This window comes from Ruegeria sp. HKCCD7296 (assembly GCF_013110775.1).
Classification (GTDB): domain Bacteria; phylum Pseudomonadota; class Alphaproteobacteria; order Rhodobacterales; family Rhodobacteraceae; genus Ruegeria.
The window spans coordinates 1-16,137 of record NZ_WVRF01000025.1 but is presented as its reverse complement, the minus strand read 5'-3'; the positions used below and the strand labels follow the sequence as shown (position 1 = coordinate 16,137).

Genomic DNA, 16,137 nt, shown 5'->3' with positions numbered 1-16,137 from the left:
TGTTTCAGCAATCCGCGTGTGAAAACACGGTGATCAGCCACGCAATTTTGAACTGCACAAGAAAGGCCACCTCAAATTAGCTCCTTGCAGTTCATGGCTCGGTTTCCCAGGTTATTCAGACGCTCGTCTCGACGGCCTTAAATACCTGATGGGGTCTAAATCGGATTGCAGCTGTTCGTGCAGATCGCGGCGAAGAGGGGAAAAGAGCCCAAAATACAAAATGCTTCAACGCGCTTTAAGGTCAGCGATGCGCAGAAAGCGGGCTTTGCAAAGTTCGGAGTTCGGCCCAATCCGGACGTGAGTTTAGAGTTAAGTTGTTGCGGAGGGTTCTCCAAAGCTGCTGTTCACACGCGGCGCTTCGTTCACATGGTCGGCATGTGCGCAACGCTGATTCACCCGACGTTCGACCTAACAGAAAGATGGGTCTAAGCGGAACGCCCTAATATCAAGGCCGATTTACAACAAAGCTCGGCACTATCCCTGCCTTCATGATCGCTGTTTCAACATCATGCCCTGCGAAGAAACCGAATCCAGAGATGAGCGCGGAAGCTATGCCTGCATTTCGTGCACCTAGAATGTCGGTGTGCAGGCTGTCGCCAACCATCAGAACCCGGGATTTGTCGATGTGCCCCAGGCGGCTGAATGCAAGATCATAGATGTTGGCGAAAGGTTTTCCAAAGAACTGAGGGGTGACGCCTGTCCGGTCTGCTAGCCGGTGCGCGAAAAGACCGGGTTCTTTGGAGAAACCGTACTCGCGCGGAGCGACAATGTCAGGATTGCCCACCAATACCGGGCGGGGACGCTCCAGCAAAGCGGCCTCTAACATGGCTTGTCGCGTTTCATTCCAAACAGCTGACCCAATCATCAAAAATCCGTCTACGGTTTCGTAGGGCTTCGGGTCATCCTCCAGGTAGGATAGTTTCAACTCCTCCAGATCGCGAAGGCCGGCACTTGGAGTTGCCATCAATCCCCAATGTAACTCATTTTGGCCGTTTAGCTCAGACAACAACGTGGCCCGACTGGTGATCACGTCTTGTGGCGCGAAGTTGTAGCCAAGCCCATAGTATTTCTCGATAAGAGTTGTGTGGGGAAACCCTGCAGCATTCGATACGACCAGAACACGTTTGCCGGCGGCTGTCAGCGACCTGACCCGATCTGGTGTATCTGGGATTGCCGTATCACCAATATTGAGAACTCCGAAGGCATCGAGGAGGAACACGTCAAACTCGTGAGCGATATCCTCCAGCGTGTCCACCTGACGATAGCTCACTTCAGTAGATCTGGGTTGCGGAAGGCGATGTCTTACAGCCTCGTAGGCCTCAAAAGCCTCTTGCGCAGAGAAACCGGTCAAATGATGGCCCCTCTTACTTTCGCCGAAACCCATTCGCTGATCATAACCGCGACCAGAATTACAATCAGGATCAGACTAACTTGCGGCCAAGCCAGTACGTTGAGCGAAGCCGACAATTGCAACCCGATACCCCCGGCTCCAACCAGCCCGAGCACCGTGGACTCGCGGATGTTGATATCCCAACGGAAGACGGCAATGCCCGCGAAAGCGGGTAGGATTTGCGGTACGATCCCATAGGCCATGACCTGCCAGCGTGAAGCACCGGTTGCTGTGATTGCTTCGACCTGCGTGTGATCAATTTCCTCAATCGCTTCGTAAAGAAGCTTTGCGCAAAACCCGATTGAACGAATGGCGATTGCTATGACACCGGCGAACACTCCGGGACCAATAATCGCGATCAAAAGAAGAGCCCAGATCAACGAGTTTATAGAGCGGGTCGAGACAATGACCAACAAGGCAATCGGTCGGATGAACAAGGCCGATGGTGTGGTGTTGCGGGCCGCCAAAAAGGCAACTGGCACTGCCATGCACAGGGCAATTATGGTTCCCAGGGTGGCAATGTTTAGCGTGTCCCAAATCGGGCGACCCAACTGGGTGATGTAATCCCATTTAGGAGGCGTTGCACGGGTCCAAATATCGTTGGCGATGCGGGGCGCATCCCAGACGAAAAACCAAGTCGTCGACTCTGAGATCAGCTGCCAGCAGTAAACAAAGATCGCTACGCCCAGCAACCAGCCGAACCAACGGACTAAGCTCTGACCCGTTGTCCGGCGACGCCAGATTTGCGCATCGTCGCGTTCAAGTATCGGCATTACTGAACCCTCGCTCGTATAATTCCCGAAAGGTATTCAAGTGCCATCACGATGCCGATGATAAGAATGAGAATGGCTGCCGCAGTGTCGTATTCATAGCGGTCGAATGCGGTGTTCAAAGTTGCACCAATCCCACCAGCCCCCACGAGCCCGAGGATCGCGCTTTCTCTGAAATTGATGTCGATCCGATACATGGAAAGGCCCACAAGTCGCGGCATAACCTGGGGCTGAACTCCATAGTTGATCCATTGTGGCCAACGCGCTCCAGAGGCCTTAATCGCCTCAGCCTGAACCTTGTCCATGGCTTCGATATCTTCGGCCAGAAGTTTTGAGAGAAACCCGATGGTGGCGAAAGAAAGCGTCAGAAATCCGGCCAGCGGGCCAAAGCCAAAGATAGCCACAAGCAAAATGGCAACGATAATCTCTTGCAATGCCCGACTAATCGCGACAATGCCTCGGCAAATCATGTAGATTGGCAATGGCGCGATATTGCGGGCAGCCCCCAACCCAATCGGGATCGAAATCAGGATGCCCACGACCGACGCGGCCACGGTCATCACGATACTTTCCAGAAGGCCGCTCCAAATATCTGTCCACCGTGAAATGAAGTCTGGGCTGGTGAACGCAAGCACAAACGCCCAACCTCGATCCAACCCTTCATAGACACGGCCCCAATCAACTTCGATGGTCATGAACGCCGCGATCAGGTAGGCGAAAAAGCCAAGGAGCAATGCCCAGCGGAGTAATGGGTTTTTGACAAAGGCAGGCTTACGCCAGCCTTTTCCCAGCATGTCGTCTAACTCTCGATGGCTCATTCTGCAGCCTCGACATCGTCATCTTCGTCCACTTTTTCGATGGTTGCTTCCCAATCTTCTTCCCCATAGATCTCGGTCAGCTTCTCAGGGGTAAGGCCTGTGGGAAGCCCATCATATACAATTTCGCCAAATCGGAGTCCTACGACGCGGGGAACAAACATCTGAGCGAGCGCCACATCATGGATATTGATAATGGCTGCCAATCCACGTTCCTGACATAACTCGGTGATGAGACGCATAATCTGACGGCTGGTCTTTGGGTCCAGCGAAGCAGTTGGTTCATCGACCAACAGCAGTTTTGGGTTCTGTATCAGTGCCCGGCAGATGCCGACCCTTTGGCGCTGACCGCCAGAGAGTTCGTCCGCCCGTTTATCCGCCATGTGCAACAGCCCCACCCGATCGAGTAGCCGGAAGGCTTCGTCCACATCCGACTGCGGATACCGCCGTAGAAAGCTGCGCCAGAACCCCACATAGCCCAACCTGCCGGACAATACATTTTCCATCACTGTAAGGCGTTCGACCAAGGCATATTCCTGAAAGATCATGCCCATTTCGCGGCGTGCCTTCCGTAATGCCCCCGATCCGAGTTTGGTCAGGTCCACATCATCCAAAAGGACACCGCCGCTTGTAGGTTCAACCAACCGGTTGACACAGCGGATCATCGTCGATTTGCCCGCGCCCGAGGGCCCAATCAACGCAAGAACCTGTCCTTTTGGAACCTCAAGATCGATTGCCTTCAGCGCCTGATCCCCGGTCTTGTATGTTTTCGTTAGCTTCTGAAGACGCAGCATGAAATGCCCCAGATTAGGGTGAACGGCGGGCCCATTCAGGCCCGCCGGATTAGTGAAAGGTTATTGGCAGGCGTAAGAAACGCCATTTGCTGCGTCGATTTTACGAATGACGTCCCAGAATTCCTGATAAGTCATCTCCAGGAATTGGCCTTCGTTTGATTTTGAGAACTCAGCTTCAAGTGTCGTCCCCTCCCAATCGAAATTGAAGAAGGCATTGCGGATCTTTTCCTGCAGCTCGGGTGTCAGGTTGTAGACGGTGCCAAACCCAGTGGTCGGGAAAGTCTGCGACTTATAAATCGTAATGACATCATCCTCATTGATCACGTCACGAGAGATCATCCGCGATTTAACCGAGTTCGCAATTGAGGCCGCTAAGTAGTCTTTGTTGGCAACACCTAGGATCGAGTTGTCGTGCTTGCCCGAATAGACAGGCTCAAAATCGCGTTCGGGCAGAAGATCAAAGTCGCTTTTCAGGATCGCGGAAGGCGCTTTGAATCCCGAGTTCGATGTGGGGGATGTAAAAGCCAGTTGCTTTCCCTTGATGTCTTCAACCTTTTCGATGCCCGAACCCGGATAGGTGATGATTTCCATCTCGTAACCAAAATTACCGTCCTTCGAAGCCATTATTGTGAATGGACGGAACCCTGCGCAGTTTACCGCAAGTGGGTTGGAGCCGGTGTTGAATCCCGCAATATGCAGGCGCCCTGAGCGCATCGCCTCGATCTGAGCTGCGTTGTTCTGGACTGGAAAAAAGACAACGTCCTTGCCCGTTTCTGCTTTCAAATGGTCGAGAAAGTCTGACCACGCAGTTTTGTATACGGCGGGATCTTCAACCGGCGTGTAAGCAAAGATCAAGGTGTCTGGATCTATTTGCTCGGAAGGATCTGCAGGGATATCCGCGATCAAATCCCCGTCGGCATCACAAAAACGCTCGTCCAAGTCACCGCGTGGACAATCCTGCGCCGACGCTATTCCACTCATCGACATGAGTGCGATTGCAGATGCCCCAAGCAATAGTTTGATATCGATCTTCATGTTTTCCTCCCAGTCATGTGCGGTGCTTTTTGTCCGCTGTTAATCAATCATTTTATGTCTACCCGGCGACGAGAACGTCGACCTCGGCGCCCTCAATAGCGTTACGCAATTCTCCTGTCGGTTTTTTGTCGGTGACTATGGAATCCAAGTCGTTAAGGCCTCCTACTTGAGACAAGCCTTTCCGGCCGAATTTCCCGGAATCAACAAGAAGGTGCCGTTTCTCGGCACGCATCAGCATCACCCTCTTTACTGCCGCAAAACCCCGCACTGTTTCTGAAGGACCATCCGTCGAGAACCCAGAGGAACCGATCATGCACCTGTCGACGTTGAAACGGGACAGAAATTCCAGCGTCTCGGTTCCGATAGTTGCAGACTCAGTTGCCAAGTATTCCCCCGGGCATAACAGGACTTGCGCAGCCCCATGGCCAAGGGTCATAGCTACAGGAATGGAATTGGTGATTACCGTGCAAGGGGTACCAATATAAGCCAGTGCACGTGCCATTTCGATTGTGGTCGAGCCGGAATCGATCATGACCGTTTCGCCGCTCTGGATCAGTTCTGCCGCAATGGCACCTATCCGTTCGCGTTCTTCAACCTGAGCGTTCGTTCGTTCATCCAAACCCGGATAGTGCCCTTGCGCTGCGGCTGAGGCCCCCCCGTGTGCCCGCGCTATCAAGCCGTCATTCGATAGAGCATCGAAATCTCTACGTACCGTCTCGTTGGAGACGTTGAACCGCTGTGCCAGTTCGTTGATGCGAACGTGCGGGCGCAGCTTCAGCTCCAACAATATCTGTTGGCGCCGGTCGGATTTCTTTACCCGGCTCTGGTTCTTTTCAGACATTTTGCCGCGCGTTTTTGTTTTGGACATCCGACGACCCGACTAGGCTTCGAAAGCTACTTTTGTGGGCTTTCGGTCATATTGCAATATTTTTTGTTGCATAACCCTCGGAAGGTTGTGAGAATTCGAGCGAACACAAGTATTTCAAAGCGCAAAGCAAAGATGCACAGGCTGATCAAATTCAGAATACGAGCCAAGGCAAAGCGTTAACCGGCCAACCTGCCAATCAGACAGCTTCCTTTTGGTTCTTGATCGTGTGGCATTGAGGGGCGGCATGGGCGACAGCGAGACGGCAGATCAGATTGCGGCGCTTCCGATGCGCTGGGATAAGAGTGGCAAGTTGCGCGTTCTTATGGTCACTTCGCGGGATACCGGCCGGTGGGTTATCCCAAAAGGATGGCTAATAGAGGGCAAAAAACCATGGCATGCCGCAGAAATAGAAGCTCAAGAAGAAGCAGGCGCAGTCGGCACCATATCGAAACGGCCAATCGGTCATTTTTTCTATGATAAACGATGCGAGGGGCGAAGCAGCGTTCGCTGCCGCGTTACCCTTTATCCTCTGGTCGTCGAAAAGTTGAAGCGACGCTGGAAGGAAGAAGGTGAACGAACGCGTCATTGGTTCTCACCGGCAAAGGCCGCAAAGCTGGTTCAAGAAAGAGACCTGTCAGAATTGCTGGATAATCTAACAGACGATCCAGAACTCAAAACTGTCATAAAGAAACTTCGAAAGGCTGCATGAGGAAGGGCATGAAAGAACCGGGAAACCCGGACGCATTACGCTCATAGGGAGGAAAAATATGAGGAAATTGACATCCACTGCGGTTGGATCGGTGATTGCCCTGGCTGCGTCACTGTCGGCGGCACAGGCCGATAAATTGACTTTCTATTGTTCGGCACAGGAAGACTGGTGCCAACTCATGGCGCGAAGCTTTGAAGATGCGACTGGCATCGACGTCAACATGACCCGGAAGTCGTCAGGTGAAACCTTTGCACAAATCCGCGCCGAAAGCTCGAACCCGAAAGGGGACGTTTGGTGGGGCGGTACCGGTGATCCGCATTTGCAGGCTGCCGAAGAGGGCCTGACGATGGAATACATTTCGCCAATGCGTGACCAACTTCATGATTGGGCGATATCCCAGGCAGAAAGCGCGGGTAACAAGACGATTGGCATCTATTCAGGCGCACTCGGCTATGGCTACAACGCCGATCTTGTCGCTGCCAATAACCTGCCCGAACCTGCCTGCTGGAAAGACCTGCTGAAGCCCGAATACAAGGGCCACGTTCAGATGGCGAACCCGAACTCATCAGGTACGGCCTATACCACGCTAGCGTCGATGGTGCAGATCTTCGGCGAAGATGAAGGCTTTGAGTTCATGAAAGGTCTGCATTCGAACATCAACCAATATACCAAGTCTGGCTCTGCGCCCATCAAAGCCGCTGGTCGCGGTGAGAACACCATCGGTATCGTCTTTATGCATGACGCTGTGAAGCAGGCCGTTTCAGGATTCCCGATTAAGGTCGTCGCACCGTGCGAGGGCACAGGATACGAAATTGGCTCGATGTCGATTATTGAAGGAGCCCGCAACGAAGAAGAAGCGAAAAAGTTCTATGACTGGGCGCTGTCACCCGAAGCCCAGAACCTTGCTCTTCAGGTCAACGCGTTTCAAGTGCCATCGAATAAAGGCGCAGAAACTTCGGATAGCGCGCCTGACATGAGTCAGATCAAGCTGATTGACTATGACTTCAAAAAGTATGGTTCCTCAGACGAACGGAAGCGTCTGTTGCAGAAATGGGACGAAGAGGTTTCGACTCTGCCGCAGTAAATGACTGACCGGACTTCAAAAACGACCCATCCGGTCCTGATCTTCTGGATCGCGGCCGGGTGGGTCGGATTCTGCCTGTTGCCTTGGTATATGGTCGACGGTGGCCTTTGGTCGTTCGAGTGGCTTTTGGACGGCTACCCATTCGATGAGGATTTTGCCCCTGCGGCGTTTCTGATTGGGCAGGGTGAAAAATTTTGGCTCGCTCCGCTCCTGATCGCACTCGTCCTGCCGCTATTGGTGTTGAAGCGCCCCAAATCTGATCCACTTTACGCCAGAATACTGATCCTGTCAGGGGCGCTTGGCTTCGGCTGGCTGATCGCTCAGGGGTTCAGCATTGGCATCAGAGGCTTCAACTTCCATTGGTTGGAGGCGATGTTTGGCGAACTTGGCGACCGTCAGTTTGGAATGGGCTATGGCGCAATGATATGTGCCTCAAGCTTTCTGTTCCTGCTTACACAGGGGATCGCGGCAAGAGGTGCCATTAACGGCGACGTCTTCGTCGTCAGCGCCATCGGCGGCGTGATTACAATTGTCACAGCCTTCGTCTTTTTCCCCATCGCCAAGATGCTTTTCGCTGCCTTCGTCACCGAAGATGGCGCCTATTCTATCGCGGTATTCTTCTCGAAGTTTTTCGATGATCGACTGTGGGGGCTGGGGTGTTTTCAGGGAGCGCGTTGTGGCGCCGCCTGGAATTCACTGTTCCTTGCCATCCTCGTTGGTGTCATCACCACGGTCCTGGGGCTTTGCTTTGCACTGGTCGTGACGCGCTCAGGTTTTCGCCATAAACGCGCGCTGCGGGCTCTGACCGTTCTGCCAATAATCACCCCGCCATTCGTGATCGGCCTGGCGCTGATCTTGCTTTTTGGCCTTTCTGGGTCGGTCACCCGGTTCATTGCCGAACTTCTCGGCACCCAGCCGACACGCTGGCTGTACGGAATGCCAGGCATCCTGATCGCACAGACACTCGCGTTCACGCCAATTGCGTTTCTTGTTCTGATAGGTGTGGTTGAAGGCGTCTCTCCGTCGATGGAAGAAGCGGCTCAAACGCTCCGTGCCAGCAGATGGCAGACATTCAAGACGGTTTCCTTGCCCCTGATGCGGCCCGGGCTTGCAAACGCATTTCTTCTGGGCTTCATCGAAAGCATGGCCGATTTTGGCAACCCACTTGTATTGGGCGGCAATTTCGACGTGCTTTCGACCGAAATATTCTTTGCCATCGTTGGCGCTCAATACGATCAAGGCAGGGCCGCAGTTCTGGCCATGGTGCTGCTGTTCTTTACTCTTTCCGCCTTTTATGCGCAGCGTGTCTGGCTGGGGAAGAAAAGCTACACAACCGTCACCGGCAAAGGGGATGCCGGCGTTCATCCTCTGATGCCAATTGGTCTTTCAGTTCCGGTACTACTCATCGCTCTGGGCTGGGCGCTGTTCACAATTGTTGTTTATGCGATGATCATTTACGGAAGTGTCGTCGAGTTGTGGGGTGTCGATAACTCGCTAACTATCAAACACTATGTCACCGCATTCTCCGTACGTTTCGAAGAAGATAGCATTCGCTGGACCGGAGCCGCTTGGGACAGTTTCTGGACCACCATAACGATCGCGGCCATTGCTGCCCCATTGACTGCCGCCGTAGGTCTGGTGACCGCTTATCTGCTGACCAGGCAAAGTTTTGCAGGCAAGAACGCTTTCGAATTTGGAACAATGTTGTCCTTTGCTATCCCCGGAACAGTGATAGGCGTCAGCTACATCCTAGCCTTCAACGTTCCGCCAATTGAAATCACGGGTACTGGTGTCATTCTCGTTGTCAGCTTTATCTTCCGAAATATGCCGGTTGGCGTTCGTGCGGGGATCGCGAGCATGTCGCAGCTTGACCGCAGCCTTGATGAATCCTCGCTGACCCTTGGTGCAAACTCGTGGCAGACGTTCCGAAACGTCATCCTGCCGCTATTGCGCCCTGCGATACTTGCTGCGCTTGTTTACAGTTTTGTCCGTGCCATGACGGCGATCTCGGCTGTCATCTTTTTGGTCAGCGCAGAATATGACATGGCGACCAGCTACATTATCGGTCGGGTCGAGAATAACGACTATGGCCTTGCGATCGCCTATTCGACGACGCTGATCTTTGTGATGCTCGCGGCGGTCGGTTTACTGCAACTACTCGTTGGCCGGGTCCAGATTGGTCGACGCACGCAACACGGAACGGAGGCATCGCGATGACCGACGCCAAAATCGGTTCCAAGGCCGCCCCGGTGCGCTTTGAGAACGTGTCGAAAGTATTCGGTAAAGACGTCGTCGCCGTCGACAACATCAACCTGCATGTCGATGCAGGAAAACTCGTCACACTGCTTGGTCCGTCAGGCTGTGGGAAAACAACGACTTTGCGCATGATAGCCGGGTTGGAAATGGCAAGCTCGGGCAAGATCCTAATTGGTGATCGGGACGTGACCAAATTGCCTGCCACCGACCGCGACGTATCCATGGTTTTCCAGTCATACGCGCTTTTCCCTCACATGAGCGTGCTGGAAAACGTGATGTATGGCCTCACATTCTCAGGCTTTGCAAAGGATGAAGCCCGCGCCCGCGCTATGTATGGATTGGAACTGGTCGGTCTTCAGGGGTTCGACAATCGTCTTCCCTCGGAACTTTCAGGGGGCCAACAACAACGTGTTGCCGTCGCCCGCGCGCTGGTTCTTGAGCCGCAGGTTCTGCTGTTCGACGAGCCGCTGTCCAATCTCGATGCCAAGCTTCGCCGTCAGGTGCGAGAGGATATTCGGGCAATCCAGCAAGATCTTGGTTTGACAGTTGTTTACGTGACCCACGATCAGGAGGAGGCACTGGCAGTCTCGGATGAGATTGTCGTCATGCGCAACGCAGCGATCGCCCAAATGGGCACACCACGCCAGCTTTACGATGCCCCGAACGATCGTTTTGTCGCCGATTTCATAGGTGAGGCAAACCTATTGGATTGCCAAATCGTCGATATCAATGGCGACGTGGCAACGATAGAAATAGAAGGCTACCGCCACACGCTGCCACGTCGCGGTTTGTCCGAAGGAAACGCAACCATTGCAGTGCGACCCTCGCGTCTGGTTATCGGCTCAGACCAAGGCATAGCAGCCAAGGTGGCGAAGGCGACCTATGTTGGCGTTCGAATGGAATATACGCTGATCGGTGCATTCGGTCAGGTTTTTGCCGTACACGATGACGTCGATGCGCCGCTTGATCCCGGCGCCGAAATCAGAATGGGTTTTGCTGACAAAGGGCCCGTTCTTTTGCCGGATTAAATGCCGAAACTCATTATCATCACACACCCCGAGGTCTCTATCGATCCTGCCGTCCCGATAACTGAGTGGGGCTTGAATGCTGTGGGCCGTAAGCGCGCTACTGAATTTGCATCCAGTGGAATCTTGTCCAACGTCACTCAGATATGGACCAGCGACGAGCGGAAGGCCCGCGAAACAGGCGAGATTCTTGCTGCACCACGAAAGCTATCCGTGAAATGCAATTTGGATCTTGGTGAGAATGACCGCAGCGCAACCGGTTACTTGCCGCTGAAAGATTTCGAAGCCGCGGCAGATGCTTTCTTTGCTCAGCCGGAAAGTAGCTATCGCGGTTGGGAACCAGCGATCGAAGCACAGATACGCATTCTTCGGACAGTCACTAAGATTATCCGGTCGCATAATGCCGGGGATCTTGCAATTGTAACGCACGGAGCAGTGGGCACACTGCTTTGGTGCGCACTCTCGAATTGTTCGATAGACCGCAAGCACGACCAACCCTCACAAGGCCATTTCTGGCAGGCAGATTTAGCTACGCTCAAGCCTGATTCATGTTGGGTCTCTTTGACGTAGGAGCTAAGCGTTCCAAGCGTTCTCTGCGATCTCACGCAACGTCTCGAACACATCTGGTGTCCCCACGATCACGCGCCCGCCGTCTCGGATCATCTCATCGGCGTCCTGATCCTCGACAACGCCACCCGCTTCCGAGACCAGCAATTGCCCAGCCAGACAATCCCATGCATTCATGTGCTCCTCCACGTAACCCAAAAGGCGCCCGGCAGCGACGTAAGCCAATGAAAGCGCTCCGCTGGCGTTTCTGTGAAACATCGCCCCGTGCTCGATCAGATCCTCGATAACAGGTAAGACATGATGGCTCTCAATCCGGTTCGAGTATCCCACAGCCACTGTTCCATCTTGCAACGGCACTCCTAACGCGACGCTTATCGGTGATCCGTTAAGTGTCGCAGTTTCTCCGCGAGTTGCGACAAAAGTTTCATCCACGTTTGGATCGTGGATCACACCAATTTCCGTTTGGCTCTCAGTGACACCAGCCAGAACAATAGTCCATGCAGGAATACCGTTCACGAAATTCGTGGTCCCATCAATAGGATCAATAACCCAGTCAAAGCCACTCTCTCCCGCTACCGCGCCATGCTCTTCACCGTATACGCCATCTTTGGGCCACGCCTCCGCGATTCTTTGACGAATGAAAGTCTCGACGTTCTTGTCCGCCTCGCTCACCCAGTCCTGAGCGCCTTTTTGATCAACAATAAGATTGACCCGATCTGCAAAGAACTTTTTGGCAAGTAGCCCAGCGTCCTCGCAGACTTCGGTGGCAAAGTCTCTGCGTTCTGAAAGTCGAGACATAGGTGCTCCTTTTTCGGTTGGAGAGTTGCTCAGCAGCATTGTAGGCCAAGCGAAGACTAGACAACCAGATAGTCTTTTCGTTTGCTTCAGGTGCCAATATTGGCACCACAAACCTTGAGTTCCGAGTGTCTACGATCTGCTCCGCGATCAATCTCCCGATCAATAGTTCTCTAATTTCTGTTTGCATTCGATGTAGAGCCGACTTGCGGTAGCGCAGCCAAAATCCTGAAACACCCACACTTTGAATGTCAGCTTACTTTCCGGCGCTCAAGTTGGTCTCTGCGCGCAACAAAGGTCGGCTCCCCATTCGAACCGCAGATCTGAAGTTTCCGCTTTGGGCTGAGACCAGTCATCAGAAAGCGATGAGTCTACGGCAACTTTGTCCGCGTAGCAGACATTCCCTGAATTTTGCCGAACGTCTGCTCTGAGCCCAAAGGAGACTTAGGCTATGGGCGCAGCATTTGTCGTTTGGGCGGGAAGCGGAAGTTCGCTGCAGCCGCGAGCAAACCTGGCTGCAATGATCGAAGCCGCCATTCAATCGGCGCAATTTCCGGGCTCTGTTCTGCACCGCCGCAGGGCGGCTCCGAGCCCAAAGTGCAAATTTCTGCACCGTGCATCAATGCCGGCAATGCGCAGAATGCTGACTTTGCAAATTTACGAGAACGGCTCAAATGAAATTGCCTTTAACCAAGCAGCAACAAGTTGGGGGTGTCGTCTGGCAAACTTACCGTTCGCAGTATCCCAACAGAATCTCTGAGCCGAACCCGAAATTGCTTCAAGGTTGCGTAAACAACGTTGGTTCCTCACTTTGAGAAAACGTAATCCATAGCAAGATTGAAAGAGAATTAAATGAAACGCCTGTTTCCATCTCTGCCGGAGAACGCGACACTTGGAAGTGTCTATCAAGCCTTTCCAGATAAACTTTCTCCGCTTTGTGCGTACGAAAGCCTTGTGATGAGGGGCGAGAGCGACCTCTCGGTTGCTGAACGTGAACTCATTGCGGCCTATGTCTCGGGATTGAATGCTTGTGCGTATTGCCATGGGGCGCACATCGTTTTCGCCAAAGCCTACGGTATTGAAGTCGAGACAATCGAGGCACTGATGGAAGACCGCGATACGGCGCCCGTCGAGGATCACCTCAAACCGTTGCTGGCATACATTGAAAAGCTCACTGTCTCACCATCCCGAATGACAGAAGCCGACGCTAGAGCAGTCTACGCGGCAGGCTGGTCGGAGAGTGCGCTGTTCGATGCTATCCAAGTTTGCGGTGTCTTTAATCTCGTGAACCGCTTCATAGAAGGAACAGGTGTCCAAAGCCCTGGCACCGACCCAAGAGAAGCGGACGAAGCCACTTTAAACCGATGCCGCAGTGACAGCTTCTATACCGATTTCGGACGAGAGAACGGCCTCGACATCCCTTGAATTGATGTTGTTCTAACGTTCGAAACGCCACGAAAAGCTGGTCCGATAGAGCGGCAGATGCGTCCTTCGCTCTCGGGGTTAAATCATTCGTCGGATCAAGTCGGCGCATTCATTTATTGTTGGTGGATCCATGTTCAAGCCTCAACGATCCGTCCTGCTTTTCGTAGATAACTCAATTTCTGATAAGGTTTTGGGGGCATGTGGGCTTTGTAAGGGTGGAGAGTTGCTTAAATTTGACGCTGAAACAACGAAATTACTTGAAATCGCCTATCAAGGCGCAGAACTGACGCGGCGAAGACAGGCTTCATTCGATGCGCTGTGCCCGGCTCCTGGTGAAACTATTTTGGACATCGGTTGTGGCAACGGGATGTTGACAGTTGAGTTGGCCCGGGCAGTTGGCTCGGATGGCTATGTCATCGGGATCGACCCAAGCGCTGACATGACGGCAGCTGCTAGAGAACGGTGCAGCGACTACGCAAACGTGGAGTTTCGTGCTGGTGCCGCAAATAGCTTGCCCATTGAGGATGAGAGTGCTGACAAGGCCGTCTCGGTACAGGTCTTTGAGTACATCGAAGACGTAGACGGTGCGTTGGCTGACACGCTGCGGTGCGTCAAACCCGGCGGGCGCCTCGTCATCAGCGATCTACACTTTGGCAGCTTGATCTGGTTCAGCGATGAGCCCGACAGAATGCAAAAGATGCTGACATCCTGGAACCAGCACTTTGTGAGTGGTTCCGTCCCGGAAAGACTGCCCGCGCTGATAAAGGCTCGCGGCGACCGTGTGGAAGATGTCTTGTCGTTCACAATGACGGATCACCAGTTGAAGCCTGATGGCCTCGCAATCATGATGATGCACCTCATGAAGCAATACACTGTCGCAAATGACCATGTTGATCCCGCAGTTGCGCAATCGTGGTTTGATGAGCAGCTCAGCCTTGCAAGGACTGGACGCTTCTTCTTTTCGATGACCCAATTTGTTGTCGTGGTGCGCAAAAAGGGGTGATTGAGCTAAGTAAATCGGCCTGGGTTCTTTCGCGGGCTTCATGAAAGTCTCGTATTGGTACTTACTCAATGGCTACAACACAGGTGCGTGGCTGCCACTTCCAGCTTGCAGCTGCATTTGGCGTGATCTAATCGCCTTATTCGGCCGATTGTCACCAAGTGTCGTCAGAACCTTCCTGGATACAGACTCACCATGTTCTGCACGTCAAGCTCACTCGAAAACGCATCGGGATTACTCCAGATCACGTCATTAATATAGTCGCGTTCAGCGTGAAAATCGTCAGCTGTAGGCCGCGGCTTCCGGGCTTCGGGGAAGCCTCTCTTGGTCCTACCGAACAGTCCACCAAATACGGTCCAGATGCTGGGTGACATTGTATGGGAAGCCATCTCATGGTCCTTTCCGAGTTGCTTGCGCTGTCGCAACAACAGTAACTGTTCACCTGTTTTTCTGGTATCCGGCACAAAATTGTGCTGTTCTAAAAAAATGAAGAACGGGTTCCGAAATTGGTCGGATATTCGTGTGTTCCTCTCTGTCTTGAGAGAAGGATCGACGCTTGCGGCCTCCAGAAAGCTAAAGGTCTCCCAACCAACGGTCGCCCGACGCATTGATGTTCTCGAAAGAGAAACAGGCTTGACGCTGTTTGAGCGTGGTACGCACGGGTTCAAACCGACCCCAGAAGCCCTTCGCCTCGTTCCCCTCGCCGAAGCAATCGAGGCTTCAGTCCTCGAATTTACCGATTGCGCGAAGGAATTGACGTCGACACAACCCATCCGTATCACCGCTTATTCGGCAAACTTCTCCGCACGCATGATTGAAATCGTAAACGAGTTTTCCGCCGACAATCAGGATGTCGCATTCGAGTTTTTGTCCAGCGTTCGGGCGCTGGACCTGATGGCGGGCGAGGCCGACATTGCTTTGCGCCTTGCAAGAACCGATCCCGATCCTGACCTGATCTGTCGTAAGATCAGCACGGCCCGCTGGTCTTTGTTCGGCAGCAAAAATTACGCGGACAAATTTGGCTTACCGGGGTCAACGAATGATCTGGCCGGGCATCAGTTTGTTACCTTTCAGCGGGACGATGTGCCCAATGTATTCCACGAATGGTTGACCAATCACGTGGAGCCGGACCAGATCGTCATGTCTTTCACTGAACTGGAGCTAATGCATGCGGCGATCAGGTCAGGGCAAGGCCTTGGGATCAGCAATGTCAAGCTGGTGGAAACAGACATGTCTTTTATCCGATGTTTCGACGAAATCCCCGAACTTGCGGTGCCGCACCTAATGCTCATTTCGCCGGAAGCTTATCGCCGGCCAGAGGTTAGAGCCTTCGTTAAGTTCTTCGCACCTCGCTATGCGGCAATCTACAAGTAGTTATTTAGGCAAAAAGGATTGATAACACGCGAACAAGCTAGTTTGCATGTACGCCACGACCGCAATTGCGAATAGAAGCCTTATGTAGCAAGCCCAAGGATACTCTTGAAGATGACAATGGGAGTTCAAATTGATCGCCGCGCCCAAGTCGCTGCAAACTGCCTTAACTCCGATATGTGAACCGGCATGCAAAATTGACCCCTGTATTAGGGTAATCGGCGTCCAAAAGT

16 protein-coding genes are annotated in these 16,137 nt (G+C 53.1%); 9 read left to right on the top strand and 7 right to left on the bottom strand.

Translation table 11 applies throughout. The features are described 5' to 3' along the window. Positions 1-445: 445 nt before the first annotated feature. The 6 genes from GS632_RS21165 to GS632_RS21140 are packed head-to-tail and all read right to left on the bottom strand — an operon-like array spanning position 446 to position 5,672. A complete protein-coding gene (locus GS632_RS21165; protein ID WP_253284526.1) occupies positions 446-1,351 on the bottom strand; it encodes an HAD-IIA family hydrolase in 906 nt (301 codons plus the stop codon). Further along, a complete protein-coding gene (gene phnE, locus GS632_RS21160) occupies positions 1,348-2,163 on the bottom strand; it encodes a phosphonate ABC transporter, permease protein PhnE (protein WP_170327399.1) in 816 nt (271 codons plus the stop codon). Before phnE (GS632_RS21160) ends, GS632_RS21165 begins: the two co-directional genes overlap by 4 nt. Further along, positions 2,163-2,978, bottom strand: coding sequence for a phosphonate ABC transporter, permease protein PhnE (gene phnE, locus GS632_RS21155; protein ID WP_170375209.1), 816 nt, complete (start codon positions 2,976-2,978; stop codon positions 2,163-2,165). The genes phnE (GS632_RS21160) and phnE (GS632_RS21155) overlap by 1 nt, the downstream gene beginning before the upstream one ends. Then, complete coding sequence (gene phnC, locus GS632_RS21150; RefSeq protein ID WP_170353305.1) at positions 2,975-3,769, bottom strand: phosphonate ABC transporter ATP-binding protein; 795 nt, start codon at positions 3,767-3,769, stop codon at positions 2,975-2,977. The genes phnE (GS632_RS21155) and phnC overlap by 4 nt, the downstream gene beginning before the upstream one ends. Before the next feature lie 60 nt (positions 3,770-3,829). Beyond that, positions 3,830-4,804, bottom strand: coding sequence for a phosphate/phosphite/phosphonate ABC transporter substrate-binding protein (phnD, locus tag GS632_RS21145; RefSeq protein WP_170353304.1), 975 nt, complete (start codon positions 4,802-4,804; stop codon positions 3,830-3,832). 58 nt (positions 4,805-4,862) lie between these two features. Beyond that, on the bottom strand, positions 4,863-5,672 hold the full coding sequence (locus tag GS632_RS21140; RefSeq protein WP_170375211.1) for a DeoR/GlpR family DNA-binding transcription regulator: 810 nt from the start codon (positions 5,670-5,672) through the stop codon (positions 4,863-4,865). A 244-nt stretch (positions 5,673-5,916) separates the two neighbouring features. Here GS632_RS21140 and GS632_RS21135 point away from each other — a divergent pair, with 244 nt between their 5' ends. The 5 genes from GS632_RS21135 to GS632_RS21115 are packed head-to-tail and all read left to right on the top strand — an operon-like array spanning position 5,917 to position 11,316. Beyond that, positions 5,917-6,381 carry an NUDIX hydrolase gene (locus GS632_RS21135; protein ID WP_170375214.1) on the top strand — a complete coding sequence of 155 codons (465 nt, stop codon included), beginning with the start codon at positions 5,917-5,919 and terminating at the stop codon, positions 6,379-6,381. A gap of 58 nt (positions 6,382-6,439) precedes the next feature. Then, on the top strand, positions 6,440-7,465 hold the full coding sequence (locus tag GS632_RS21130; RefSeq protein ID WP_170353301.1) for an ABC transporter substrate-binding protein: 1,026 nt from the start codon (positions 6,440-6,442) through the stop codon (positions 7,463-7,465). Beyond that, positions 7,466-9,682 carry an iron ABC transporter permease gene (locus GS632_RS21125; RefSeq protein WP_171239143.1) on the top strand — a complete coding sequence of 739 codons (2,217 nt, stop codon included), beginning with the start codon at positions 7,466-7,468 and terminating at the stop codon, positions 9,680-9,682. Beyond that, positions 9,679-10,749: an ABC transporter ATP-binding protein gene (locus tag GS632_RS21120; protein ID WP_171239144.1), complete on the top strand. Its 1,071-nt coding sequence runs from the start codon at positions 9,679-9,681 to the stop codon at positions 10,747-10,749. Before GS632_RS21125 ends, GS632_RS21120 begins: the two co-directional genes overlap by 4 nt. Continuing rightward, positions 10,750-11,316, top strand: coding sequence for a histidine phosphatase family protein (locus GS632_RS21115; RefSeq protein ID WP_170375217.1), 567 nt, complete (start codon positions 10,750-10,752; stop codon positions 11,314-11,316). Positions 11,317-11,319: 3 nt separating this feature from the next. Here GS632_RS21115 and GS632_RS21110 read toward each other — a convergent pair whose 3' ends face one another. Next, positions 11,320-12,111, bottom strand: a complete 792-nt coding sequence (locus GS632_RS21110; protein WP_171239145.1) for an inositol monophosphatase family protein — start codon at positions 12,109-12,111, stop codon at positions 11,320-11,322. A 448-nt stretch (positions 12,112-12,559) separates the two neighbouring features. Here GS632_RS21110 and GS632_RS21105 point away from each other — a divergent pair, with 448 nt between their 5' ends. The 4 genes from GS632_RS21105 to GS632_RS21090 all read left to right on the top strand — a co-directional run bounded on the left by GS632_RS21105 (position 12,560) and on the right by GS632_RS21090 (position 15,907). Next, positions 12,560-12,868, top strand: a complete 309-nt coding sequence (locus GS632_RS21105) for a hypothetical protein (RefSeq protein WP_171238767.1) — start codon at positions 12,560-12,562, stop codon at positions 12,866-12,868. Positions 12,869-12,960: 92 nt separating this feature from the next. Beyond that, the gene (locus GS632_RS21100) at positions 12,961-13,533 is read left to right on the top strand and encodes a carboxymuconolactone decarboxylase family protein (protein WP_093964968.1); all 573 of its coding nucleotides are present in this window, start codon (positions 12,961-12,963) and stop codon (positions 13,531-13,533) included. Between the two features lie 223 nt (positions 13,534-13,756). Further along, a complete protein-coding gene (locus GS632_RS21095; RefSeq protein ID WP_093965079.1) occupies positions 13,757-14,536 on the top strand; it encodes a methyltransferase domain-containing protein in 780 nt (259 codons plus the stop codon). A 357-nt stretch (positions 14,537-14,893) separates the two neighbouring features. Further along, a complete protein-coding gene (locus GS632_RS21090) occupies positions 14,894-15,907 on the top strand; it encodes a LysR family transcriptional regulator (protein WP_171180438.1) in 1,014 nt (337 codons plus the stop codon). Positions 15,908-16,137 lie beyond the last annotated feature (230 nt).

Coding starts and splice junctions, on each gene's coding strand:
- GS632_RS21140 (WP_170375211.1), bottom strand. CDS start 5,672: ATGTCCAAAACAAAAACGCGCGGCAAAATGTCTGAAAAGAACCAGAGC.
- phnD (WP_170353304.1), bottom strand. CDS start 4,804: ATGAAGATCGATATCAAACTATTGCTTGGGGCATCTGCAATCGCACTC.
- GS632_RS21130 (WP_170353301.1), top strand. CDS start 6,440: ATGAGGAAATTGACATCCACTGCGGTTGGATCGGTGATTGCCCTGGCT.
- GS632_RS21110 (WP_171239145.1), bottom strand. CDS start 12,111: ATGTCTCGACTTTCAGAACGCAGAGACTTTGCCACCGAAGTCTGCGAG.
- GS632_RS21135 (WP_170375214.1), top strand. CDS start 5,917: ATGGGCGACAGCGAGACGGCAGATCAGATTGCGGCGCTTCCGATGCGC.
- phnC (WP_170353305.1), bottom strand. CDS start 3,769: ATGCTGCGTCTTCAGAAGCTAACGAAAACATACAAGACCGGGGATCAG.
- GS632_RS21100 (WP_093964968.1), top strand. CDS start 12,961: ATGAAACGCCTGTTTCCATCTCTGCCGGAGAACGCGACACTTGGAAGT.
- GS632_RS21105 (WP_171238767.1), top strand. CDS start 12,560: ATGGGCGCAGCATTTGTCGTTTGGGCGGGAAGCGGAAGTTCGCTGCAG.
- phnE (WP_170375209.1), bottom strand. CDS start 2,978: ATGAGCCATCGAGAGTTAGACGACATGCTGGGAAAAGGCTGGCGTAAG.
- GS632_RS21115 (WP_170375217.1), top strand. CDS start 10,750: ATGCCGAAACTCATTATCATCACACACCCCGAGGTCTCTATCGATCCT.
- phnE (WP_170327399.1), bottom strand. CDS start 2,163: ATGCCGATACTTGAACGCGACGATGCGCAAATCTGGCGTCGCCGGACA.
- GS632_RS21090 (WP_171180438.1), top strand. CDS start 14,894: ATGCTGGGTGACATTGTATGGGAAGCCATCTCATGGTCCTTTCCGAGT.
- GS632_RS21120 (WP_171239144.1), top strand. CDS start 9,679: ATGACCGACGCCAAAATCGGTTCCAAGGCCGCCCCGGTGCGCTTTGAG.
- GS632_RS21125 (WP_171239143.1), top strand. CDS start 7,466: ATGACTGACCGGACTTCAAAAACGACCCATCCGGTCCTGATCTTCTGG.